General features: G+C 66.4%; 24 protein-coding genes. 10 read left to right on the forward strand and 14 right to left on the reverse strand.

What is annotated here, in order from left to right:
- Positions 1-148: 148 nt before the first annotated feature.
- The 9 genes from KNJ79_RS02830 to KNJ79_RS02870 form a co-directional block, all read right to left on the reverse strand.
- Entirely contained in the window at positions 149-1,177 is a 1,029-nt protein-coding gene (locus KNJ79_RS02830; protein WP_317152720.1) for a phytase, read from the reverse strand.
- 357 nt (positions 1,178-1,534) lie between these two features.
- Positions 1,535-3,313 (reverse strand): heparinase II/III family protein, encoded by a 1,779-nt coding sequence (locus tag KNJ79_RS02835; RefSeq protein ID WP_317152721.1) that lies wholly within the window; start codon positions 3,311-3,313, stop codon positions 1,535-1,537.
- The gene (gene rpe, locus KNJ79_RS02840) at positions 3,313-3,987 is read right to left on the reverse strand and encodes a ribulose-phosphate 3-epimerase (protein ID WP_089216820.1); all 675 of its coding nucleotides are present in this window, start codon (positions 3,985-3,987) and stop codon (positions 3,313-3,315) included. The genes KNJ79_RS02835 and rpe overlap by 1 nt, the downstream gene beginning before the upstream one ends.
- Before the next feature lie 349 nt (positions 3,988-4,336).
- On the reverse strand, positions 4,337-4,597 hold the full coding sequence (locus KNJ79_RS02845; protein WP_317152722.1) for a hypothetical protein: 261 nt from the start codon (positions 4,595-4,597) through the stop codon (positions 4,337-4,339).
- 2 nt (positions 4,598-4,599) lie between these two features.
- Positions 4,600-4,803, reverse strand: coding sequence for a toxin-antitoxin system HicB family antitoxin (locus KNJ79_RS02850; RefSeq protein ID WP_317152723.1), 204 nt, complete (start codon positions 4,801-4,803; stop codon positions 4,600-4,602).
- Positions 4,804-4,824: 21 nt separating this feature from the next.
- A complete protein-coding gene (locus KNJ79_RS02855) occupies positions 4,825-5,730 on the reverse strand; it encodes an SPFH domain-containing protein (protein ID WP_317152724.1) in 906 nt (301 codons plus the stop codon).
- Between the two features lie 347 nt (positions 5,731-6,077).
- Complete coding sequence (locus KNJ79_RS02860; protein WP_317152725.1) at positions 6,078-6,470, reverse strand: hypothetical protein; 393 nt, start codon at positions 6,468-6,470, stop codon at positions 6,078-6,080.
- 227 nt (positions 6,471-6,697) lie between these two features.
- A complete protein-coding gene (locus tag KNJ79_RS02865; RefSeq protein WP_394357166.1) occupies positions 6,698-8,893 on the reverse strand; it encodes a M3 family metallopeptidase in 2,196 nt (731 codons plus the stop codon).
- Positions 8,894-8,976: 83 nt separating this feature from the next.
- The gene (locus tag KNJ79_RS02870; RefSeq protein WP_317152727.1) at positions 8,977-9,846 is read right to left on the reverse strand and encodes an SMP-30/gluconolactonase/LRE family protein; all 870 of its coding nucleotides are present in this window, start codon (positions 9,844-9,846) and stop codon (positions 8,977-8,979) included.
- A 333-nt stretch (positions 9,847-10,179) separates the two neighbouring features.
- Here KNJ79_RS02870 and KNJ79_RS02875 point away from each other — a divergent pair, with 333 nt between their 5' ends.
- The 4 genes from KNJ79_RS02875 (at position 10,180) to KNJ79_RS02890 (ending at position 14,030) form a co-directional block, all read left to right on the forward strand.
- The gene (locus KNJ79_RS02875) at positions 10,180-11,334 is read left to right on the forward strand and encodes an acyl-CoA dehydrogenase family protein (protein ID WP_317152728.1); all 1,155 of its coding nucleotides are present in this window, start codon (positions 10,180-10,182) and stop codon (positions 11,332-11,334) included.
- A 158-nt stretch (positions 11,335-11,492) separates the two neighbouring features.
- Positions 11,493-12,662: an acetyl-CoA C-acetyltransferase gene (locus tag KNJ79_RS02880; protein WP_317152729.1), complete on the forward strand. Its 1,170-nt coding sequence runs from the start codon at positions 11,493-11,495 to the stop codon at positions 12,660-12,662.
- Between the two features lie 146 nt (positions 12,663-12,808).
- Positions 12,809-13,591, forward strand: coding sequence for an SDR family NAD(P)-dependent oxidoreductase (locus tag KNJ79_RS02885; RefSeq protein ID WP_317152730.1), 783 nt, complete (start codon positions 12,809-12,811; stop codon positions 13,589-13,591).
- Between the two features lies 1 nt (position 13,592).
- Complete coding sequence (locus tag KNJ79_RS02890) at positions 13,593-14,030, forward strand: acyl-CoA thioesterase (RefSeq protein WP_089217006.1); 438 nt, start codon at positions 13,593-13,595, stop codon at positions 14,028-14,030.
- Positions 14,031-14,362: 332 nt separating this feature from the next.
- Here KNJ79_RS02890 and gmk read toward each other — a convergent pair whose 3' ends face one another.
- Positions 14,363-15,025 (reverse strand): guanylate kinase, encoded by a 663-nt coding sequence (gene gmk / locus KNJ79_RS02895; protein WP_317152731.1) that lies wholly within the window; start codon positions 15,023-15,025, stop codon positions 14,363-14,365.
- A gap of 97 nt (positions 15,026-15,122) precedes the next feature.
- Between gmk and KNJ79_RS02900 the strand changes: the two genes are divergently transcribed.
- The gene (locus KNJ79_RS02900; RefSeq protein ID WP_317153849.1) at positions 15,123-15,638 is read left to right on the forward strand and encodes a DUF2585 domain-containing protein; all 516 of its coding nucleotides are present in this window, start codon (positions 15,123-15,125) and stop codon (positions 15,636-15,638) included.
- Between the two features lie 47 nt (positions 15,639-15,685).
- Here the strand turns inward: KNJ79_RS02900 and KNJ79_RS02905 are convergent, their stop codons facing one another.
- The 4 genes from KNJ79_RS02905 to KNJ79_RS02920 are packed head-to-tail and all read right to left on the reverse strand — an operon-like array spanning position 15,686 to position 18,279.
- A complete protein-coding gene (locus KNJ79_RS02905) occupies positions 15,686-16,048 on the reverse strand; it encodes a hypothetical protein (RefSeq protein WP_317152732.1) in 363 nt (120 codons plus the stop codon).
- A 20-nt stretch (positions 16,049-16,068) separates the two neighbouring features.
- Positions 16,069-17,484 (reverse strand): class II fumarate hydratase, encoded by a 1,416-nt coding sequence (gene fumC, locus KNJ79_RS02910; protein ID WP_317152733.1) that lies wholly within the window; start codon positions 17,482-17,484, stop codon positions 16,069-16,071.
- Positions 17,481-17,795, reverse strand: coding sequence for a hypothetical protein (locus KNJ79_RS02915; RefSeq protein ID WP_089217001.1), 315 nt, complete (start codon positions 17,793-17,795; stop codon positions 17,481-17,483). The genes fumC and KNJ79_RS02915 overlap by 4 nt, the downstream gene beginning before the upstream one ends.
- A gap of 4 nt (positions 17,796-17,799) precedes the next feature.
- Complete coding sequence (locus tag KNJ79_RS02920) at positions 17,800-18,279, reverse strand: SspB family protein (protein ID WP_089217000.1); 480 nt, start codon at positions 18,277-18,279, stop codon at positions 17,800-17,802.
- Between the two features lie 86 nt (positions 18,280-18,365).
- On the opposite strand from KNJ79_RS02920, the gene hisB reads away from it, so the two are divergent.
- From hisB to KNJ79_RS02945, 5 genes are all read left to right on the forward strand, one after another.
- Positions 18,366-18,953 (forward strand): imidazoleglycerol-phosphate dehydratase HisB, encoded by a 588-nt coding sequence (gene hisB / locus KNJ79_RS02925; RefSeq protein ID WP_317152734.1) that lies wholly within the window; start codon positions 18,366-18,368, stop codon positions 18,951-18,953.
- Positions 18,954-19,059: 106 nt separating this feature from the next.
- A complete protein-coding gene (gene hisH / locus KNJ79_RS02930) occupies positions 19,060-19,668 on the forward strand; it encodes an imidazole glycerol phosphate synthase subunit HisH (protein WP_317152735.1) in 609 nt (202 codons plus the stop codon).
- Positions 19,656-20,423 (forward strand): 1-(5-phosphoribosyl)-5-[(5-phosphoribosylamino)methylideneamino]imidazole-4-carboxamide isomerase, encoded by a 768-nt coding sequence (gene hisA / locus KNJ79_RS02935; protein ID WP_317152736.1) that lies wholly within the window; start codon positions 19,656-19,658, stop codon positions 20,421-20,423. Before hisH ends, hisA begins: the two co-directional genes overlap by 13 nt.
- Before the next feature lie 76 nt (positions 20,424-20,499).
- On the forward strand, positions 20,500-21,285 hold the full coding sequence (hisF, locus tag KNJ79_RS02940; RefSeq protein WP_317152737.1) for an imidazole glycerol phosphate synthase subunit HisF: 786 nt from the start codon (positions 20,500-20,502) through the stop codon (positions 21,283-21,285).
- A 156-nt stretch (positions 21,286-21,441) separates the two neighbouring features.
- Positions 21,442-22,518, forward strand: a complete 1,077-nt coding sequence (locus tag KNJ79_RS02945) for a calcium:proton antiporter (RefSeq protein WP_317152738.1) — start codon at positions 21,442-21,444, stop codon at positions 22,516-22,518.
- The last annotated feature ends 49 nt before the right edge of the window (positions 22,519-22,567 follow it).

Raw genomic sequence — 22,567 nt, forward strand, 5'->3', positions numbered from 1 at the left:
GGCAAGGCACCAGTGCCCAGAAGCCGCCTCCCCGAGCGAAGACGAGGGGCATTGCCGAGCGAAGTCGAGGCCGCTTGCTTGCCGGTTCTCGCTTCGCTCGAACGAGCCCCTCGTCTTCGCTCGGGGAGACGGGGAATTTTCGGGCGTTCTACAGCCCCAGCGCCGCCGCGATGCGGTCCCAGCGGACGATCTTGAAATTCTGCGCGTCCGGTGCATTGTCGCCGTCCTGCGCGATGAAGATGCCGTCGGGATAGGCGGCGCCGAAATTCCCCGCGACCGCTTCGATCCCATCGGTCTCGCTCGTCGCGCCAAAATCGCCTGCGGCGACCGCGAAGCGGCCGACATAGTCCACCCCCGGCAGACGGAACACCGCATAGGCATTGTCGCCCTGGCTCGACGCGATCAGATAGCGCTCGCCCTTGTGGTCGATCGTCGCGAGACCCTCGACATCGGCGACGAGGCGCTCGTTGTCGACCGGCGCGACGAGCGTCGCGTCTGCTGTCGTGCCATTCGGCACCAACCGCCAGATGCCCGCATCCTCTTCGCCGACGTAAAGCGTGTCGCCGTCGAAGACGCAGCCTTCGGACTGGGTCGGGATCTTATATTCCCACTGCACCGCGAATGCCGGCTGTGCGCCCTCGGCGAGCGTCAGCGTGCCCACGCGGACGGTGCCGTCCTTCACGATCAGCGCGGCGGTGATCTGCGCGCCCGGTGCGCTGCGCTGGACGCACAGGCCATAGGCTTCGCCCGTTCCGGCGCTGGCGCGGCCGAGCGGCGTGATGGCAGGCTTGTCGGGGTCGAGGCGGAAAACCGCCAGATGCGCGTTGACCCCGTCGTTGCGGTCGCTCGCGACGATGATGTCGCCCGCGACATCGACATTGTTGACCAGCCCGCCTTTGGTGAAGGCCAGGTCCTTGCCGGTGAGGTCATAGACGTGCAGCCCCGCCTTCTTGTCGGTCGCGACGATCAGCGCGCGGCGCGGGTTCGCGGGATCGACCCAGATCGCCGGATCGTCGGCGGCGTCGGCCTTGCCGGTGCCGACCGGCTGCGTCTCCCCGCTCGCCGTTACGGGCGCGGGGGGCAGGCCGGCGATCACGGGCTCGGCGGGCGCGCAGCCGCCGAGCAAGCCGGCGAGTGCCGCCGATAGCAGCAAGCGCTTCGACGTGAAGATCCTCATCGCATGTCCCCCTGTTTCCGGCCGCGCCGATTCTGTCGCGCGCCAGTCCCAGCAAAGCGGTTTCGCGTCAATCCCCCAATATTTCCGTCACTTGTTCGTCATGTGCGTGTCATATTACGGCGTCGGCCCGTTTGGCAGGCTCGGCGTTGTTTGATTCGCACGAAGCCACGAAGCCACAAAGAAATCTCTCGACCCCGTTCGCCCCGAGCTTGTCGAAGGGCTTTCCTTTCTCCAATCGGAGGAGAAATGCGGTGCTTCGGCAAGCGCAGCACGAACGGAAAAGAAGCCATCTTTGTGGCTTGGTGGCTTCGTGCGAACAAATTTTACGGCGCAGCTATCGCGGACGCACCGATGCCGTCAGCCGATATGCTTGAACAGCCAGCCGATGCTCGCGCCGCCCGCGGGCGCGGTGCCGGTGACGACGAGCTGCTCGGTCGGGTGCGGCCGGCCTTCGCCGTCGACCCACAGGCTTTCCTCGACGTCGAGCGCGCCTTCGGAGGTGCGGAACTGCCACAGCGGACCGCCGGCGACGCGCAGCAGCGCGCCCAATTTGTCGGCGGTCAGGCTCGCCGAGACATTGCGCCCCAGATGGAAGCGCAGGGTAAAGCCCTTGTCGCTCTTGCGCCGGCTGCGCGGGGCGGGGAGCAGCATGTCCTCGCCGCGCAGCTCGCGGCCGTTGGGGGAGAGGATGAGGAGGCGGCGGTGGATCAGTCCGTGACGGCGCGCATAGCCGTCGTGGCTCATCTCGAGCCGGCTGCCCTGCGGCGTCTCGCGCCGGTCGAGCTCGACCTCGGTGACGCCCTTGCCGAGCGTGCCATTGGGAAGGATCGCGGTCGAATTGCTGTCGGCGATCGTCAGCGTCGAATGCGCTGCGGTGGTGCGCAGCCCGCGCGCGAGGTCGGCGGGGATCGTCGCGCCGGTCAGTGCCGCGCCGCCGCAATTGACGACGATGCGCTCGTCGCCGTCGGACAGTTCGAAGGCGAGGGTCGAGGCGCATCCCGCCTCGGTCACGCGCGCGATCGGCGGCGGCGCCGCGTCGGCGAGGACGACGACCTTGCTCGCGACGAGCCGCTGATAGCCCCAGTCGCGCGCCTGCTTGAGCGGCCGCGTGCGCACCCCGCTCGCCCGGACGATCGCGTCGATCTGCTCGGCACTCGTAGCGCCGCTGCCCTGCCAGCTCCCCATGCCGCCGTCGCTGTGGGTCAGGCCGAGCAGCGCGGGCACGGTGCGGTCGAGCACCTCCTGCACGAAGGGCGGGATCTCCATGCGGCGCATGTCATAGGCGCGCGCGAGCATCGCCAGCGCCATGATCGCGTCGAGCTGCGCCTGCGGCGAGCGCGAGATATTGCCGCCGTCGGCATAGAAGCTCGTTTCGAGCACGCGGCGGAGCCCCGCCTCGCCGAACACTTGTCTCGGCTCGCCGCCGGGCATCAGCAGCGACGCGGCGACGATGCCGACCCATGCGACGAGCTGGCCGACGCCGGGGCGGGTCTTGTCGGCGATACGGTCGAGGTGGCGCGCCGCGCGCGCGAGATGGTTGAGCACCGCCGAGCGATAGATGAGGTCGCTCGACGACAGGATCAGCGGCGCGTGGCTCGCCCAGAACAGGATGCGCCAGCCGCTGTTTTCGGCGCTCCACGCGGGCTCGCTCACCGTCTCGCCGTGCGCGGTGAGCCACTGCCGGACCATCGTCTCGGCGATCGGCGCACTCTCGGCGCGCGTCCCTGCGGCGGCGAGATCGCGCAGCCAGGCGAAGCCGTGCAGATAATCGGCGAAGGCGGGCGCGACGCCCGGCGCGGCGAAATCGAGTTCGCCGATTGGCAGCTTGAGCCCGCGGTGGAGGAAGTGGCCGGCGCGGATCGCGGTGCCGGCGCGCACGTCGCCGGGCACGGGGTCTTCGGGAACGCCGAGCAGCTTAAGCGGAAAGCGCCCTTTCAGGCGAAAGGCGTGCAGCGGCGTACGCCAGGTCAGGCGCGTGATATGATTGGCGATGCGATCGCCGAGTGACAGCCCCTTGTCGGCGGGCAGGCGGATCAGCCTTTTGCCCGGCTCGATCGTGTCGTCGAGCGGCACCGCCGCTTCGGCGTCGGGAAGCGGGTCGGCGGGGGCCGAGGTCAAGGGCCGTCCCTCGCCCATCAGGCGCCGCGCAGCCGGCGGATATTGCCGGCATAGGCGTCGGGCCCGCCCTTGAAGGTCGCGGTGCCCGCGACGAGCACATCGGCGCCCGCCGCGATTGCCTGCGGCGCGGTGTTCGCGTCGATCCCGCCGTCGACCTCCAGCCTGATGTCGCGGCCCGACTTGTCGATCATCTTGCGCACCGCCTCGATCTTCCGGAGCTGGCTCGTGATAAAGCTCTGCCCGCCGAAACCGGGGTTGACGCTCATCACCAGCACCAGGTCGATCTCGTCGATCAGATAGTCGAGCATCTTCGCCGGCGTCGCGGGATTGAGCGACACGCCCGCCTGCTTGCCGAGCGACTTGATGTGCTGAACGCTGCGGTGGATATGCGGTCCGGCTTCGGGATGGACGGTGATGATGTCGGCGCCGGCGGCGGCAAAGGCGTCGAGGAAGCCGTCGACGGGGCTTATCATCAGATGGACGTCGAAGGGCAAGGTCGAATGCGGGCGCAGCGCCTTCACCACCGCGGGGCCGATCGTCAGATTGGGCACGAAATGGCCGTCCATCACGTCGATATGCACCCAGTCGGCACCCGCCGCCTCGATCGCGCGCACCTCCTGCCCCAGCGCGGCGAAATCGGCGCTGAGGATCGAGGGAGCGATGCGGACGAGGGTAGGCGTTTCGGCGGTCATGGACCGCCCTTAACCGTCCTGCGGGGGACGGGCAAGGTGCCGCCCGCTCGCTTGCGGCGGGCGCGGTGGATAATACGCCGATCCTCCCTGCGGTGCGCTGATGGGGGCTTGCAATGCCGAGGTGGAAATGGCGGGTTGCGGGCGGTAGCGGGCGTAATAAGCCCCTCCTCTTTAGAGGAGGGGTTGGGGGTGGTGGCGCGCGATAGCGCGCAAGACGTCTAGCACCACCCCGCTGCGACTAAGCCAGCAAGCTGGCAAGTCTCGCTGCCCCTCCTCTGAAGAGGAGGGGTTTGGTCGAATGTCAGCTAACCACCCCAAAGCCGACATCCAGGGATCTGGCGACGCTTGTTCAACCCTGGCGCCAGCGCCTGTCACCGTCGGTGCGCTTGCGGCAGACGATGAGGAAGATCGCCGTCGCGAGCAGCGCGAGGCCAAAGGCCATTCCGGCCGGCGTCTGGCCGGTTCCTTCTACGAGCCCGATGATTCCGGCGAGCGCGAGCAGATAGGATGCGATGAGCACCCAGCCTTGCCACTTGATCGGGATCGCGGCTCCCAGGCCGCGATCCTTGACGCGAAACCAGGGTTCCTTGCCCATAAACAGATGCAGCATCGTCATGTCTCCTTCCTGGGGGGGCGTCCGCGTTTCGGCGGCGCCGGCGGGTCGACCTTCACGCCGCGGCGGGCGAGCGCCTCGCGCAGCAGCACTTCGATTTCGGCATTGGCGCTGCGCAGGTCGGCCGCCGCTGCGCGCTCGATCGCCGCATAGAGCGCGGGATCGAGGCGGAGGGCAAAGGCCTTCTTGGGCGGCGCGGGCATCGTTCAGCCTTTCGGGACGGCTCAATAGAGCGTCCCGGCGTTGACCACCGGCTGGGTGTCGCGTTCGCTGCACAGCACGACCATCAGGTTCGACACCATCGTCGCCCGGCGCTCGTCGTCGAGGTGGACGACATCCTTTTCGGACAGGTGCCTCAGCGCCATCTCGACCATCGTTACCGCGCCCTCGACCAGCTTCTTGCGCGCGCTGATCACCGCTTCGGCCTGCTGGCGGCGGAGCATCGCGCCGGCAATCTCCTGCGCATAGGCAAGGTGGGTCAGGCCGCATTCGTCGACGGTGATTCCCGCGACCGCGAGCCGCTCGATCAGCGCCTTCTTGAGCTCGGCGCCGACTTCGTCATGGTTGCCGCGCAAGGTGATTTCCTGATCCTCGATGTCGTCATAGGGATAGCGCGAGCCGATCGCGCGCACCGCGGCCTCGATCTGCGCGATCACGAATTCCTTGTAATCGTCGACGTCGAACAGCGCCTGCGCGGTGTCGGTCACGCGCCAGACGACCTGCGCCGCCATCTCGATCGGATTGCCGCGCAGGTCGTTGACCTTGATCTTTTCCGAGATGATGTTGTTCGCGCGCACCGCGATCTTCTTGCGCGTCAGCCACGGCAATACCCAGCGCAGCCCGGTCGCGCGATCGGTGCCCTTGTAGCTGCCGAACAGCTGGATCGCCGCGGCTTCGTTGGGGTTGATCAGATAGAAGCCGCTGAGGATCAGCGTGCCGAGAATCGCCGCGACGACGACGACGGCCCATTTCCATGCGACCTGATAGTCGGCGGTGCCGTTGCTGATCCCAGCCCACAGCGCGAGGACGAGCAAGGCCAGCCAGACGAACAGCATCAGATAGCCGCTCGCGGTCGCGGCGCGCACCTCGCGCGTCGGATTGAGCGCGGCGGTCAGGTTCGAATCACTCATGACACCCTCCGATATAAAGATGATATCATATTTATATCGGATTGGGGGAGGGTCAAGCGGATTCGGCTGGAGGGGCGGTGTCGGCTTTGGGGTAATCTGTTGTTCTTGCCGTCTTCTGTTGTCGCGGGCGCCGCGTCGTTTCAAAGTTCAGTAAAGTTCAGCCTTGTGCGGCCGCCGCTGGGCCGCGTCCGCCGAACATGCCGCGTCGGCTCCCGTCCGTATCCGCAAACCGGGCCGTGACGGCATTTGTCCACATATCGAAAGAGCCGGATGAAGGCTGGCACAGTCGAATGATGTAGGACAGCAGTTTTTTCGGCGGATGCCCGGCTTGGGGTGGGGAGCGGACATTATTGACCGGTTGAGACGCGGTTCTTTGCCCACTCTAAATCACTCTCCGTGAGCGGAGCGCTTTCATCAGCGACGCGAAAAATCGCATCTGCAACCCCGTCATCCTCCCACTCGAAGTCTTCGCTCATGATTAGCGCATCCGCGATATAGCTGGCGGCGGCCATAGGCAGCTCGGCGGTGGAAAGAGCACCGATAAGAACCGCCACATGCTCAGGCGAGATCTTTGTCAGCGGGCCTGCCGTAATGACGACTGCTCCGACGCCACTCTTGGCGCAACCCGTGAGGCAATCGTTCACCTCGCGCTCAATCTCGCACCAAAGGTCTTCGGCGGTTCGTTTGCCATTGAGAAACAAGGTGAGGGATTCATGCTGCACGGCAGCGATCATATCCAACGAATGCAGATATCCGCAATCGGTCGATTCCGGACACCCCTATTCCCGTTCGTGTCGAGCGAAGTCGAGACACCCGCCTAAATAGCGCGACGCCGAGGGGCATCTCGACTTCGCTCGATGCGAACGGGTTGGGATAGGCCAGAACGTCCCCTTAGCGGTCGGAAAGCATCCAGCCCCTCGCCACCCCAAAACAAAGGGGGCCGAAGCCCCCTTGCCCGATGGCTGCCCTATTCGGTCGGGAAGCCGCGCCGTTCGAGCAGCGCCTTTACATCGGGGTCGCGGCCGCGGAAGGCGCGGTACGCTTCGGCGCGGTCGGTTTCGTTGCCGGTCATCAACAAGATGGTGCGGAACCGGTCGGCGACCTTGCGGTCCCACGGTCCGCCCGCTTCCATGAACGCCGCCCAGGTGTCGGCGTCCATCGTTTCGGACCAGAGATAGGAATAATAGCCCGCCGAATAGGCGTCGGAGCTGAACAGGTGGCCGAATTGCGGCAGCCGGTGCCGCATCACGATTTCCTTCGGCATTCCGATCTCGGCGAGCGTGTCGCGCTCGAAGGCGTCGATGTCGGTCACCGGCTCGGTACGGTCGTGCAGCTTCATGTCGACGATCGCGCTCGCCAGATATTCGACCGTGTCGAAGCCCTGGTTGAACTTCTGGCTCGCGAGAATCTTGTCGACCAGCGCCTGCGGCATCGGTTCGCCGGTCTGATAGTGCGTCGCATATTTCGACAGCACCTCGGGCGTCAGCAGCCAATTCTCGTTCACCTGGCTCGGATATTCGACGAAGTCGCGCGGCACGTTCGCGAGCCACGGATAGGTGACGTGCTGGAGCAGATAATGGATGCCGTGGCCGAATTCGTGGAACAAGGTCGAGGCATCGTCGAGGCTGACGAGTGTCGGTTCGCCCTTTGCGCCTTCGGTGAAATTATTGTTGTTCGAGGCGAGGACGTTGCGGTCGCCGCCCAGCGTCTGCTGGCTGCGATAGGTCGTCATCCACGCGCCCGAGCGCTTGCCGTCGCGCGCGAAATTGTCGAGATAGAGCAGCCCGACATTTTCGTTCGTCTTGAGATTATAGACCTCGAAGGTCTTCACCTTGGGATCGAACACCGGGACCTTCCCCCTATTCTCGCGGAAGCCGAGGTCATAGAGCCGCCCCGCCGACCAGAACATCGCGTCGCGCAGCTTGTCGAGCTGGAGATAGGGCTTCACCTCGCTTTCATCGAGGTCGTATTTCGCCTTGCGGACCTTCTCCTGATAATAGCGGTAATCCCACGGCTCGATCGTGATTTTCGGGCCCGTGCCGGCCTTTGCCTCGGCATCGGCGATTCGCTGCATGTCGGCGACCTCTTCGTGGACGCGCGCGACCGCGGCCGGCCAGACCTTCATCATCAGCGCCATCGCATTGGCGGGGGTCTTCGCCATGGTGTCGGCCATGCGATAGTCGGCGTGCGTCCTGAAGCCGAGCAGCTCGGCGCGCGCCTGGCGCAGCTTCAGGATCTCGGCGATCGTCGCATTGGTGTCGTTCGCATCGCCATTGTCGCCGCGACCCACGAAGGCGCGCCACACTTTTTCGCGCAGGGCCCGGTTGGTCGCGTTCTGGAGCACCGGCTGCGCCGACGAGCGGGTGTTCTTGATCGCCCATTGTCCCGGCTTGCCCTGCGCTTCGGCCGCCGCGGCGAGCGAGGCGACGAAGGCGGGCTCGAGCCCGTCGAGCTCGGCCTTGTCGGTTACGAACGTATAGAGCTTTTCGTCGGCGAGCAGTTTCGAGGAAAAGGCCGAGAACAGCCCCTCGAGCTTCGCATTCATCGCGACGAGCTTCGCCTTGTCGGCGGGCGACAGATTGGCGCCGTCGCGCACCATCTCGTCATAGCTGCGCTCGACGATCCGGATCTGCTGCGCGTCGAGGCCGCTGTCGTGGCGCTTGTCGTATATCGCCTTGTAACGCGCAAAGAGTTTGGGATCGAGGTTGAGCTCGGTGAAGAAGCTCGACAGTTTCGGGCTCCATTCGGCGTCGATCGCCTCGACGCGCGGGGTCGACTTGTTCGACGTCTGGACACCCCACAGCGCGAAGAGCCGCTCCATCGTCTCGCCCGCGAGCATCATCGGGACGAAGGTGTTTTCGAAGGTCGGGGGTTCGGGATTGTCGATCACCGCCTGCACCTCGGCCTTGGTTTCGGCCATCGCCTTTTCGAACGCGTCGGGGAAGAGTTCGGGGTCGAGCTTGTCCCACGGCGGCACCCCCTCGAAGGGGCCGGTCCATGGCGCGAGCAGCGGGTTGCCGCCAACGGGCTCGGTCGCGGCCGGGGCGGCGGCGGGTTCGGCGGCATTGGCAGGGGTCTGGCTGTCCATGCCGGCATAACCCGCGAAAAGCGCGGTGGATGCAAGCAGCATCGACAGGGAAGGGCGGGGCGCGGAACGCGGCATCATCATATCTCCCGGAAAGGATGGTTTCGAACGAAACCTTGTCCTGTCTTAACCGGATAAGACGGCGCGGCGCAAGCGGTCGCTTACCCCCCAAAACCCGGCTGCGCGATCCCCGGCACATCGACGCGGAAGGTGAAGAGACCGCCCGCGTGCGGCTGGCGCGCGCGTTCCTCGTCGGTCAGATTCTTGCCCGCGCTGGTGACGAAGGCGGTGCAGAGGTCGGGTCCGCCAAGGGTGATCATCGACGGGCGCTGCACCGGCAGTTCGACGGTCTGGAGCAGTTCGCCCGCGGGCGACAGGCGGACGACGCGCCAGCCGTCCCACAGCGCCGACCAATAGCAGCCCTCGGCATCGACCGTGCCGCCGTCGGGGCGGCCGGTGCCATGCTCGAACTGGTGGAAGAGCCGCCCTTCGCCGAGCAGGCCGGTCGCGGGATCGACATCATAGGCCTTCAGCGCGTGGGTCGGCGTGTCGGCGTGATAGAAGATGCGCCCGTCGGGGCTGAAGGCGGCGCCGTTGCTCGTCAGCAGTCCGCCGAACAGCGTGTGAAGCGCCCCGTCGGGGTCGAGGCGATAGAGGTGCGCGGCCGGGTTCGCCTTGTCGCTCGTCACGCTGCCGACCCAGAAGCGCCCCGCGGCATCGACGCAGGCGTCGTTGCAGCGCTGTTCGGGGATGCCGGCGAGCATCTGCGGTCCGAATGGGCGCGGCGTATCGCCCCAGGCGTCGATCAGCGCGCAGCCGTCCTTCAATCCCGCGATCAGCCCGCCGCCGGCGCGCGGCGCGATGCAGCCGACCGGCCCATCGAGCTGCATCACTTCGTCGGCCGCCGTTGCGGGATCGGTGCGGTGGATGCGGTGCGCGTCGATGTCGACCCAATAGAGGCGTCCGTCGGCGCTATTCCAGCGCGGCGATTCGCCCAGCAGCGCGCGGGCGTCGAGAAGCAGGTCAACCATGCGCGCGCCTTAGCGCGGACCGGCGTCGCTGCCCAGCGTCGCAGACCTATTCCGCACAGCGTGAAATAGCCGAATCGGCGTCTAACTCCTTGCGTCATCCCGGACTTGATCCGGGATCCAGATTTCGACGCGGCGCGATTGGACCCCGGATCAAGTCCGGGGTGACGAAAAGGAGGAGGCAGCGTCCAGGAACTTTGTGCCGTAACGGCATTTCTACTTGACGTGGACGTAAACGTAAGGTCCATTAGCATTCGAAGGACGCGCCGCGATGCGCGGCCAGTTGCTGCGGCCGGCTCCCTGCCTGCGTCCGGTCCGCGAAGGGAAAGGAAGACCATGTCGCTCGATAATCTGTCGCGTACCGCCTATAATGAGGATCATGAGGCGTTCCGCGCGACGGTGCGCCAGTTTCTCGAAAAGGAAGTCGCCCCCAACCAGGCGCAATGGGCCGAGGACAAGATCGTCCCCAAGGCGCTGTGGCCCAAGGCGGGCGAGATCGGCATGCTCTGCCCGACGGTGCCGGAGGAATATGGCGGGCTCGGCCTCGACTTCGGCTATAATGCGATCGTCGACGAAGAGAGCGCCTATTACGGGCGCGTGACCACCGGCTTCTCGCTCCAGTCGGACATCGTCGCCAATTATATCGTCCGCTACGGCAGCGAAGAGCAGAAGAAGCACTGGCTGCCCAGGATGGTCGCGGGCGAAGTCATCACCGCGATCGCGATGACCGAACCCGGCACCGGCAGCGACCTGCAGGGGATGCGCACGACCGCGAAGAAGGATGGCAATCACTATGTCATCAACGGGTCGAAAACCTATATCACCAACGGCCAGAACGCCGACCTGATCCTCGTCTGCGCCAAGACCGACACCGACGTGCAGCCGGCGTGGAAGGGCGTGTCGATCGTCCTCGTCGAAGCCGACCGTGAAGGCTTCGAGCGCGGCCGCAACCTCGACAAGATCGGGCAGGACGAGGCTGACACGTCCGAACTTTTCTTCAACGACGTCCGCGTGCCGATCACCAACTGCCTCGGCGAAGAGGGGCAGGGGTTCATCTATCTGATGAGCGAGCTGCCCCAAGAACGCCTGTCGATCGCGGTCAGCGCGCAGGCCTCGGCGCAGCGCGCCTTCGACGATACGGTCGACTATACCCGCGACCGCAAGGCGTTCGGCAAGCCGATCCTCGACTTTCAGAACAGCCGCTTCGTCCTCGCCGACCTGAAGGCGAAGCTGCAGGTCGGCTGGGCGCACCTCGACTGGGCGCTCGCGCGCCACATGAAAAAGGAACTTACACCCGAAGAGGGCGCCGCGGCGAAGCTGTGGCACACCGACCTCCAGTGGGAGGTGATGGACAAGTGCCTCCAGCTGTTCGGCGGCGCGGGTTACATGAACGAATATCCGATCGCCCGCGCCTGGCGCGCGGCGCGCGTGACGCGCATCTTCGGCGGCACCAACGAGATTATGAAGGAACTGATCGGGCGGAAATTATAACCCCCTCCCGCTTGCGGGAGGGGCAGCGAGACTTGGGAGCTCGCTCCCTAGTCGCAGCGGGGTGGGTCCGCTCACCCCCCGATGCTCGCTCCGCTCGCGCCCACCCCTAGCCCCTCCCGCAAGCGGGAGGGGGATTGATGCAGGAAAGGAACTCCCCAATGGCTACTGCTTATATCGTCGATGCCGTGCGTACCGCGGGCGGCCGCCGCGGCGGCCGGCTTGCGGGGGTGCATCCCGTCGACCTCGGCGCCGCGGTCTATGATGCGATCGCCGACCGCAACGATTTCGATACGTCGGCGATCGACGACGTCATCACCGGCTGCGTCAGCCAGGGCGGCGAGCAGACGATGGACCTCGGCCGCAACGCCGTCCTCGCCTCGAAGCTGCCCGACTCGATTCCCGCGGTCACGATCGACCGCCAGTGCGGATCGTCGCAGCAGGCGATGATGTTCGCCGCGCAGGCGGTGATGTCGGGAACGCAGGACATCGTGCTCGCGAGCGGGATCGAGAGCATGACGCGCGTGCCGATGGGCAGCGTCGCGACTTTGTTCATGAAGGAAGGGCTCGGCAATTATAAGTCGCCGCGGCTCGAGGAGAAATATCCCGGCATCATGTTCAGCCAGTTCATGGGCGCCGAGATGATCGTCAAGAAGCACGGCTTCACCAAGGACGACCTCGATGCCTTCGCGCTCGAAAGCCACCGCCGCGCCAAAGCGGCGACCGAGGGCGGCAAGTTCGAGCGCGAGATCGTGCCGATCGCGATCGAAACCCCCGAAGGCGCCGCGATGCACAAGGTCGACGAGGGCATCCGCTTCGACGCGACGCTTGAGGGTATCGCCGGCGTCAAGCTGCTCCAGGAAGGCGGCACGATCACCGCGGCGTCGAGCTCGCAGATCTGCGACGGCGCCTCGGCCGCGCTGATCGTCTCCGAACAGGCGCTCAAGGATCATGGCCTGACCCCGCGCGCGCGCATCCACCATATTTCGGTGACCGCGGGCGACCCCGTCATCATGCTCGAAGAGCCGCTGTTCGCGACCGAAAAGGCGCTGAAGAAGGCGGGGATGAAAATCGGCGACATCGACGCCTATGAGGTCAACGAGGCGTTCGCGCCGGTGCCGCTCGCGTGGATGAAATATCTCGGCGCCGACCATGCGCGGCTCAACGTCCACGGCGGCGCGATCGCGCTCGGCCACCCGCTCGGCGCGAGCGGCACCAAGCTGATGGCGACTTTGCTCGGCGTGCTCGACGCGACCGGCGGGAAGTACGGCCTCCAGACGATGTGCGAAGGCGGCGGGCAGGCGAACGTCACGATCGTCGAGCGGCTTTGAACATGAAACAGCCGTTCGTCCTGAGGAGCCATTGAGCTTGTCGAAATGGCGTCTCGAAGGACCGCGACCCAGCGCCCCTTCGAGACGGGGCTTCGACAAGCTCAGCCCCTCCTCAGGGCGAACGGGATTAGGGAAGGAACATTAGAATGAAACTCGATTCCACCGTATCCGCCGTCGTCACCGGCGGCGCTTCGGGCCTCGGCGCCGCCACCGCGCGCGCGCTCGCGGCAAAGGGCGTCAAGGTCGCGATCTTCGACCTGCAGGAAGAGAAGGGCAAGGCGATCGCCGAGGAAATCGGCGGCGTCTTCTGCGAATGCAACGTCACCGACGACGCGAGCGTCGATGCCGCCTTCGCCAAGGCGCGCGCCGCGATCGGGCAGGAACGCATCCTCGTCAACTGCGCCGGCACCGGCAATGCGATCAAGACCGCGAGCCGGTCGAAGGAAGACGGCAGCATCAAGCATTTCCCGCTCGATGCGTTCAACTGGATCATCCAGATCAACCTCGTCGGCACCTTCCGCTGCATCGCCAAGTCGGCGGCGGGGATGCTGACGCTCGACCCGATGGAGGACGGCGAGCGCGGCGCGATCGTCAACACCGCGAGCGTCGCCGCCGAGGACGGGCAGATCGGCCAGGCCGCCTATTCGGCGTCGAAGGGCGGCGTCGTCGGCATGACGCTCCCCGTCGCGCGCGACCTGGCGAGCGAGAGCATCCGCGTCAACACGATCCTGCCGGGGATTTTCGACACCCCGCTGCTCGCCGGCGCGCCGCAGAATGTCCGCGACGCGCTCGGCGCCTCGGTGCTCAACCCGAAGCGGCTCGGCGATCCGCAAGAATATGCGAACCTCGCCATGTGCATGATCGAGAACGGCTATTTCAACGGCGAGGACGTGCGCCTCGACGGCGGCATCCGCATGGGGCCGCGCTGATATGGCGAAACCGGAAAGCTGGCGGCTCGACGCCGCCAGCTACCCCGTCTGCATCGAATTGCAGACGCGCTTTCAGGACATGGACATCAATGGCCACCTCAACAATGTGGCCTTTGCCGCGCTGTTCGAAAGCGGCCGCGTGCTGATGAATCGCCGCATCCGCCCCTTCGGCGACCGCCCCGCGAACGAGCGCACGATGGTCGCCGCGGTCGAGATCAACTATCTGGCCGAGGGAAATTTTCCCGACCCGGTCGAGATCGCGACCGGCATCGGCCGGCTCGGCACCTCGAGCTGGACGATCGTCCAGGCGATGTTCCAGAACGGCCGCTGCATCGCGACTTGCGACACGGTCGTCGTGTGCCGCACCGACGGGCAGGCGAAACCGCTGCGTGCGGAGATGGTGGCGGAACTGGAAACGAATCTGGCGCGGGCGGGTTGATTGCTCGTCCATCGCTAGCCGCTTCGGGATGGGACGTCCATTGCCATTCCTTCGTCATCCCGGACTTGATCCGGGATCCATTCCTCCGGCGCTGGTGTGGATGGATCCCGGATCAAGTCCGGGATGACGATGAAAGCGACCAATTAAATAGGGACTGTCCCTATTTAGAGCAAATTGCGCGAAATCTGAATCATCCGCATCCCCGAGCGAAGACGAGGGGCTCGTTCGAGCGGAGCGAGAACCGCAGCGTCGCCGCCTCGACTTCGCTCGGCAGAGCCCCTCGTCTTCGCTCGGGGAAACGGTGCAGATTTCCGGCACGATGCTCTAATTGCCTAAAGCGTCGGATCGGCCTCGGGCACCGAGCGGATCAGGTCGCGGGCGAAGCCGATCAGCCCGATCTGGCGGCGGCGCTTCAGCCGTTCGGCGCGCAGGATCGCCTTCACCTCGTCGAAGCAGCCTTCGACATCGTCGTTGATCAGCACATAGTCATAGCCGTCCCAGTGGCTGATCTCGTTCGCCGCGCGCGCCATGCGCGCCGCGATCACCTCGTCGCTGTCGGTCTTTCGCGCGCGCAGCCGGCGTTCGAGTTCGGCCATCGTCGGCGGCAGGATGAAGACGCGCACGACGTCGGGGCCGGCCTCCTGATACAGCTGCTGCGCGCCCTGCCAGTCGATGTCGAACAAGACGTCCTTGCCCGCCGCGAGCAATTCCTCGACCCGCGCGCGCGGCGTGCCATAGCGGTGGCCGAAGACATGCGCCCATTCGAGGAATTCGCCGTCGGCCGCCATTTTCTTGAAGGTATCGACGTCGACGAAATGATAGTCGACCCCGTCCTTCTCGCCGGGGCGCATCGGCCGCGTCGTCGCCGAGATCGACAGCGCGATGGCCGGATCGCCCGCGAGCATCTTTTTCGAAATGGTGGTCTTTCCCGCGCCCGACGGCGAGGATAGGACGAACAACACGCCGCGGCGATCGAGATGCATGGATTCAGCCATTGGGGCTATTTGCGCGAGGACGCGCCGCGGTCAAGCGCGAAGGGGGACGATCATCTTAGGAATTTCACGCAGGGGCTGGTTCGTGGCCGCGGCGCTAATGCTGCTCTTCGCCGCGATCCTGTTCGCGATGGGGCGCCCGCCGATCTGCCCGTGCGGCACGGTCAGCCTGTGGCACGGCACCGTCCAGTCGAACCAGAACAGCCAGCAAATCTCCGACTGGTACAGCTTCAGCCATGTGATCCACGGCTTCATCTTCTATGGCCTGTCGCGCTGGCTGATGCCGCGCGCGCCGCTCGGCGCCGCGCTGGCGCTCGCGATCGGGATCGAGGGCGCGTGGGAGGTCCTCGAAAATTCGCCCGTCATCATCGACCGCTATCGCGAGGTGACGATGGCCTATGGCTATTCGGGCGATTCGATCCTCAATTCGGTGAGCGATGCGGGCTTCATGATTCTCGGTTTTCTCGCTGCAAGCCGGATGCCGTGGCGCGCGACGTTTGCCATGGCGATCGCGTTCGAATTGTTCACGCTATGGGCGATCCGCGACAATCTGACCTTGAACATATTGATGCTCGTCGCGCCGGTCGAGGCCGTAAAGGACTGGCAGGGAGGCTGATCGTCCGCCGCCCCGGCTTTCGCTGGGGCGACGATTGGTGATGCGTGTCAGTGGATCGACGGGCGTGTTCCATCGCCGCCGACGGGAATGGCGGGCGGCAGCGCGTCGCCGATGCTCCGGCCATCGGGCTCGTCGATGCCGGCATAGGTGTCGACCACATCTTCAGACACAATATTCGGATCAGCGACGTGCGCCGCCGCGGCTGCCCGCCGCGCCTCCGCCCGGTCGGCCCATTTTTTGGTCAGATAGGCGGCCGCCGCGGTTGCGGCGATCACCGCATAGCGCTGCGGAAACAGCCGCCGCGCCGCGAACAGCGTGCCCGCGCCGATCACCGCACCCGCGACCGGGTGATTGCCCTTGCCGCGGCCGATCAGGCTGCCGAGCGCGCCGCCGACGATCCGTCCCATCATCTCGTCTCTCCTTCGCCCCCTCAATCCGCGGGAGGGCGGCCGGGTTCCGTGCCCAGCATCCGCCGCGGATCGACGAGGCGGTCGAAGGTCGCGGCATCGACATAGCCGAGTGCCAGCGCCGCCTCGCGCAGGGTCGTCCCTCGCTCGTGCGCCTGCTTGGCGATCTTCGCTGCCTTGTCGTAGCCGATCTCGGGCGCAAGCGCGGTCACGAGCATCAGCGAGCGCTCTACGAGTTCGGCGATGCGGCCTTCGTTCGCCTCGATCCCCTCGACGCAGCGGGCCGCGAAGCTCTCCATGCCGGTCGCGAGCAGGTCGATCGAGCGCAGGACATTGGCGCCGATCAGCGGCTTGAACACGTTGAGCTCGAGATGCCCCTGCATCCCGCCGACCGTCACCGCCTGATGGTTGCCGATGACCTGCGCCGCAACCATCGTCAGCATCTCGCACTGGGTCGGGTTGACCTTGCCCGGCATGATCGAGCTGCCCGGCTCGTTCGCGGGCAGCGACAGCTCGCCGAGCCCCGCGCGCGGACCCGAGCCCAAAAGGCGGATGTCGCCCGCGATCTTGGTGAGCGCGACCGCCAGTGTATTCAGCGTTCCCGACAGATGGACGAGCGGGTCGTTCGACGCGAGCGCCTCGAACATATTCTCGGCCGGCAGGAAGGGATGGTTGCTGATTTCGCTCAGCGCCGCGCAGAATTCGTCCGAAAAGCCGGCGGGCGCGTTGAGCCCGGTGCCGACCGCAGTGCCGCCCTGCGCCAGCCGGTTGGTGCCGTTGACGATCGCCGGTTCGATCCGCCGTCCGGCGCGATAAAGCTGGTTGGCGTAGCCCGAAAATTCCTGCCCCAGCGTCAGCGGCGTCGCGTCCTGCAAATGGGTGCGGCCGATCTTGACGATGCCTGCCCACGCCGCCGCCTTCGCGTCGAGCGCGTCGCGCAGCCGCGCCAGCGCGGGAAGCAGCCGCTTCGTCGCGGCGAGCGAACAGGCGATGTGCAGCGCGGTGGGGAAACTGTCGTTCGACGACTGGCTGCGGTTGACGTCGTCGTTCGGATGCACCGGCGCCTTGCCGCCGCGCGTGCCGGTCAGCATCTCGTTGGCGCGCCCCGCGATCACCTCGTTGACGTTCATGTTCGACTGGGTGCCGCTGCCGGTCTGCCAGATGACGAGCGGAAACTGGTCGTCGTGCTTGCCCGCGACCACTTCCCGCGCCGCCGCCTCGATCGCGTCGGCCTTATCGGGCGCAAGCCCGTGGCGGCGGTTGACCCGCGCCGCAGCCTGTTTGACCAGCGCGAGCGCGTGGACGATCTCGACCGGCATCCGCTCGCGCGCGCCGAAGGGGAAATTCTCGATCGACCGCTGCGTCTGCGCGCCCCAATAGGCGCCCGCCGGCACGGCGATCTCGCCGATGCTGTCGCTCTCGATCCGCGTGTCGCTCATCCCAGCAATATCCTCGTGACCAGCACCGATCCGGCCCAGATCGCCGCGACCAGCCCCAGCATCTGCCAATAGCCGCCTTCGCCGACCCGCCGCCGCAGCCACGCCGCGGCGCTCCAGACGAGGACGAGCGCCGGGGTGAGGACCAGCAGGCCGAAGCGCAGCAGCCCGTCGGCGATCTGGCCGCGCGGATAGTGGCTTTCGATCATGGCATAGCCCTCGACCCCCCACCAGAAGGCCGCGGTCAGCACCACCATCCCGGCGAGCGCCCAAAATTGCCAGAAACGGCTGGGGGGCCATAGGGGGCCGCCCACCGCGCTATTTCTTCTTGCCGAAATCCACGGTGACGACGTTCGACCCGTCCTCGCTCGCGACCTCGGGGCGGTCGTTGTGCGCCTCGTCGTGCGGTTCGGGCTCTTCGGCCTCGTCGCTGACCTGGAACTGCAGCCCGAAATCGACCGACGGATCGACGAAGGCGGTGATCGCCGCATAGGGAATGGTCAGCATCGTCGGGGTCTGGTTGAACGACAGGCCGACGCTGAAATGATCGTCCTCGACAGCCAGGTCCCAGAAGCGGTTCTGCAGCACGATCGTCATCTCGTCGGGGAATTTGGCGATCAGATGCCCCGGAATCGCGACGCCGGGCGCCTGCGTCTTGAAGGTGATATAGAAATGATGCTCGCCCGGCAGGCTCTCGTGCCCCTCGATCTGGCGCAGCACGCGGCCGACCACGGCGCGCAGCGCGTCCTGCACGATCTCGTCATAGGGAATCAGGCTGTCGCGGACTTCGTCGTTCATAGGCGAGGGGGATGAACGGCGCGTGTTCGCGGGTCAAGAGGGGAGAGTCACCTTGCACGGCGAAAAGTGAGTGCTATGGGGGCGCCATGCGAACCGCCACCGTCCAGCGCACGACCAAGGAAACGGATATCGCGATCACCGTCGATCTCGACGGCACGGGCGACTATTCGGTATCCACCGGCATCGGCTTCCTCGACCATATGGTCGAGCAGCTGTCGCGCCATTCGCTGATCGACATTTCGATGACCGTGAAGGGCGACCTTCATATCGACCAGCATCACACCGTCGAGGATTCGGCGCTCGCGCTGGGCGAGGCGGTAGCCAAGGCGCTCGGCGACAAGCGCGGCATCGCGCGCTATGGCGAAGCGCATGCGCCGATGGACGAGACGCTGACCCGCTGCGTGCTCGACATTTCGGGGCGCCCGCATTGTGTCTGGAAATCGGGCTTTTCGCAGCCGCGCCTCGGCGAGATGGACACCGAGTTGTTCCCGCACTGGTTTCATAGCTTCGCGCAGACCGCGGGCATCACGCTGCACATCGAAACCCTCTATGGCGAGAATAATCATCATATCGCCGAGAGCATGTTCAAGGCGCTCGCGCGCGCCTTGCGGCAGGCGGTGGAGATCGACCCGCGCAAGGGCGATGCGATCCCGAGCACCAAGGGGGTTTTGTGACGCTCCCCTCCCGCTTGCGGGAGGGGCCGGGGGAGGGCCTGTTTCAGGTCACCGCCATTCGTCAGGCACGCCCTCCCCTAACCCCTCCCGCAAGCGGGAGGGGAATTTGAGCGCCATCGCCCTGATCGACTATGGCGCTGGCAACCTCCGCTCGGTGCATAATGCGCTCGTCGCGGCGGGTGCGGAGGGCGTCGCCGTCACTGCCGACCCCGATACGGTCGCAAAGGCCGACCGCATCGTGCTGCCCGGCGTGGGCGCCTTCGCCGCCTGCATGGCCGGGCTCGGCGCGATTCCGGGCCTGATCGAAGCGATGGACCGGCGGGTGCGGGGGCAGGGCGCGCCCTTCCTCGGCATCTGCGTCGGGATGCAATTGCTCGCCGATGCGGGCGAGGAGCATGGCACGCACAAGGGGCTCGGATGGATCGGCGGCACCGTGCGGCCCTTCGCCCCGGCGCCAGGGCTGCGCATCCCGCACATGGGCTGGAACGACGTCGTCCCGACCTTCGCGCATCCGGTGATTGCGCGCGGCGAGGCCTATTATCTCCACGGCTATCATTTCGCGGGCGCCGCACATGCCGCGGCGACGAGCGACCATGGCGGGCCGTTCACCGCCGCGGTCGCGAAGGACAATCTGGTCGGCGTCCAGTTCCACCCCGAAAAAAGCCAGGCCTATGGCCTTGCGACATTGGAAAGATTTCTCGCATGGCGCCCGTAGATTCTGGCCTGACCATCTTTCCCGCGATCGACCTCAAGGGCGGGCAGGTGGTGCGGCTTGCCGAGGGCGATATGGCGCGCGCGACCGTCTATGGCGACGACCCGGCCGCGCAGGCGCGCCTGTTCGCCGAGGCGGGCGCGACGCACCTCCATGTCGTCGATCTCGACGGCGCCTTTGCGGGGGAAAGCGTCAATGGCGCGGCGGTCGAAGCCATCGTCGCGGCCTTTCCCGGCAAGGTGCAGGTCGGCGGCGGCATCCGCAATCGGGAAGGCGTCGACCGCTGGCTCGCGCTCGGCGTCTGCCGCGTCATCATCGGCACCGCGGCGCTGAAAGACCCCGAATTCGTCAAATCGGCGGCGCGCGACCTGCCGGGGCGGATTATCGTCGGCGTCGACGCCCGCGATGGCATGGTCGCGACCGAGGGCTGGGCCGATGTGTCCGACGTCCGGGTCGAGGACCTCGCGCGCCGCTTCGAGGATGCGGGGGTCGCGGCGCTGCTCTTCACCGACGTCGGGCGCGACGGGCTGCTGAAAGGATGCAATGTCGCGGCGACGGTGGCGCTGGCCAAGACGGTCGATATAAAGGTGATCGCGAGCGGCGGTGTGGCGGGAATTGCGGATATCCACGCGCTGCGCGGCCATGTTGGCGACGGCATCGAGGGGGTCATCACCGGCCGCGCGCTCTATGACGGGCGGCTCGATCTGGCCGAGGCGATTGCGGCGGGAAATTCCCCTGCCGCAGGCGGGAGGGGTTAGGGGAGGGCATGTTTTACACGCCGACTCTTGACGACATGCCCTCCCCCAACCCCTCCCATAAATGGGAGGGGAGCAGATGACCGTCCGCGTCCGCGTCATCCCCTGCCTTGATGTCGCCGACGGGCGCGTCGTCAAGGGCGTCAATTTCGTCGACCTGCGCGACGCCGGCGATCCGGTCGAGGCGGCGCGCGCCTATGACGCCGCGGGCGCCGACGAGCTGTGCTTCCTCGACATCAGCGCCAGCCATCAGGGGCGCGGCACGCTGCTCGACATGGTCGCGCGCACCGCCGAGGTCTGTTTCATGCCGCTCACCGTCGGCGGCGGGGTGCGCAGCGCCGACGATGCGCGCGCGCTGCTGCTCGCCGGTGCCGACAAGGTCGCGGTGAACAGCGCCGCGGTCGCGCGCCCCGAACTCGTCGCCGACATCGCGGACCGCTTCGGCAGCCAGTGCGCGGTCGGCAGCATCGACGCGCGCCGCGTTGTGGAGGGGCGCTGGGAAATCTTCACCCACGGCGGGCGCCAGCCGACGGGGATCGACGCGGTCGCCCATGCGGTGCGCCTTGCGACGCTCGGCGCGGGCGAACTGCTCGTCACCAGCATGGACCGCGACGGGACGAAGGATGGCTATGACCTCGCGCTCACCCGTGCGATCGCCGATGCGGTGTCGGTGCCGGTGATCGCGAGCGGTGGGGTCGGCAATCTCGACCATCTCGTTGCCGGCGTCCTCGAGGGCGGCGCGAGCGCCGTGCTCGCCGCAAGCATCTTCCATTTCGGCGAGGCAACGATCGCCGAGGCGCATGCGCGGTTGGCAGCGGCAGGACTTCCCGTTCGCGCGCAGCATATGAGGGCAGTTCCCGATTAAAAAGCCGTGTGTCCCCGCGAAGGCGGGGACCCATCTCCGAACGGCTCCATGCCGAGCCGGCAGGAGATGGGCTCCCGCCTTCGCGGGAGCACATGGGCTATGCTTTGTCGTTATGCGGGGCTGGCGCGGCGGCGCGCTGGCTGCAATAGATGGGCGATGACGAGCCCGATCCGCCGCTACGCCCCCGAAGCCTTCCCCATCCTCGGTTTCGTCGCGGCGCTGGCGAGCTTCGCGATGCCGCTCAATCCTTTCCTCGTCGGCCTGATCCTCGCGGGTGCGGTCGTTGCGGCGGTTCACCATGCCGAAGTGATCGCGCACCGCGTCGGCGAACCCTTTGGCACGCTGATCCTTGCGCTTGCGGTGACGGTGATCGAGGTCGGGCTGATCCTGACGCTGATGCAGGCCGAACCGGCGAAGGCCGCGACGCTCGCGCGCGATACGGTGTTCGCGGCAGTGATGGTCATCCTCAACCTGCTGATGGGACTTTGCCTTTTGAGCGGCGCGATCCGCCATCACGAACAAAGATTCCAGCGCACCGGCATCGGCGCCGCGCTCGCGACGCTGACCGTGCTGACGATCGTGACGCTGGTGCTGCCCAATTTTACCTCGAGCGTTCCGGGGCCGCGCTATTCGACATCGCAGCTCGCTTTCGTCGCGGCCGTCTCGCTGATCCTCTACGCGACCTTCGCGCTCGTGCAGACGGTGCGGCACCGTGACTATTTCCTGCCCGAGGGCGAGGCGCAGGACGAGCCCGACGCGCATGCTGCACCGCCGGGCAAGCGGCGCACCGCCCTGTCGGGTGCGCTGCTGCTCGCCAGCCTGTTCGCGGTGGTGATGCTCGCCAAATCGCTTTCGCCGGTGATCGGCGAACTGCTCGCCGGGGCCGGGGCGCCGCCCGCCGTGCTCGGCGTGCTGATCGCGGCGCTGATCCTCGCGCCCGAGGGGCTGGCGGCGGTGCGCGCGGCGAAGGCCGACCGCTTGCAGACCAGCCTCAACCTCGCGCTGGGCTCGGCGCTCGCGACGATCGGCCTCACGATTCCCGCGGTCGCGATCCTGTCGATCGTCGCCGACATGCCGATCAGCCTCGGCCTCGACGCCAAGTCGACGGTGCTGCTGTTCCTGTCGCTGATCGTCGCCTCGCAGACGCTTGCGAACGGGCGGACGACGGTGCTGCAGGGCGCGATCCACCTGATGCTGTTCGCGATCTATCTGTTCACGACCTTCGTGCCGTAAGATGATGAATAGTCTTTCGTCATTGCGAGCGGAGCGAAGCAATCCAGAG

Source organism: Sphingopyxis indica, from assembly GCF_032879645.1.
In the GTDB taxonomy this organism is placed as follows: Bacteria; Pseudomonadota; Alphaproteobacteria; order Sphingomonadales; family Sphingomonadaceae; genus Sphingopyxis; species Sphingopyxis indica.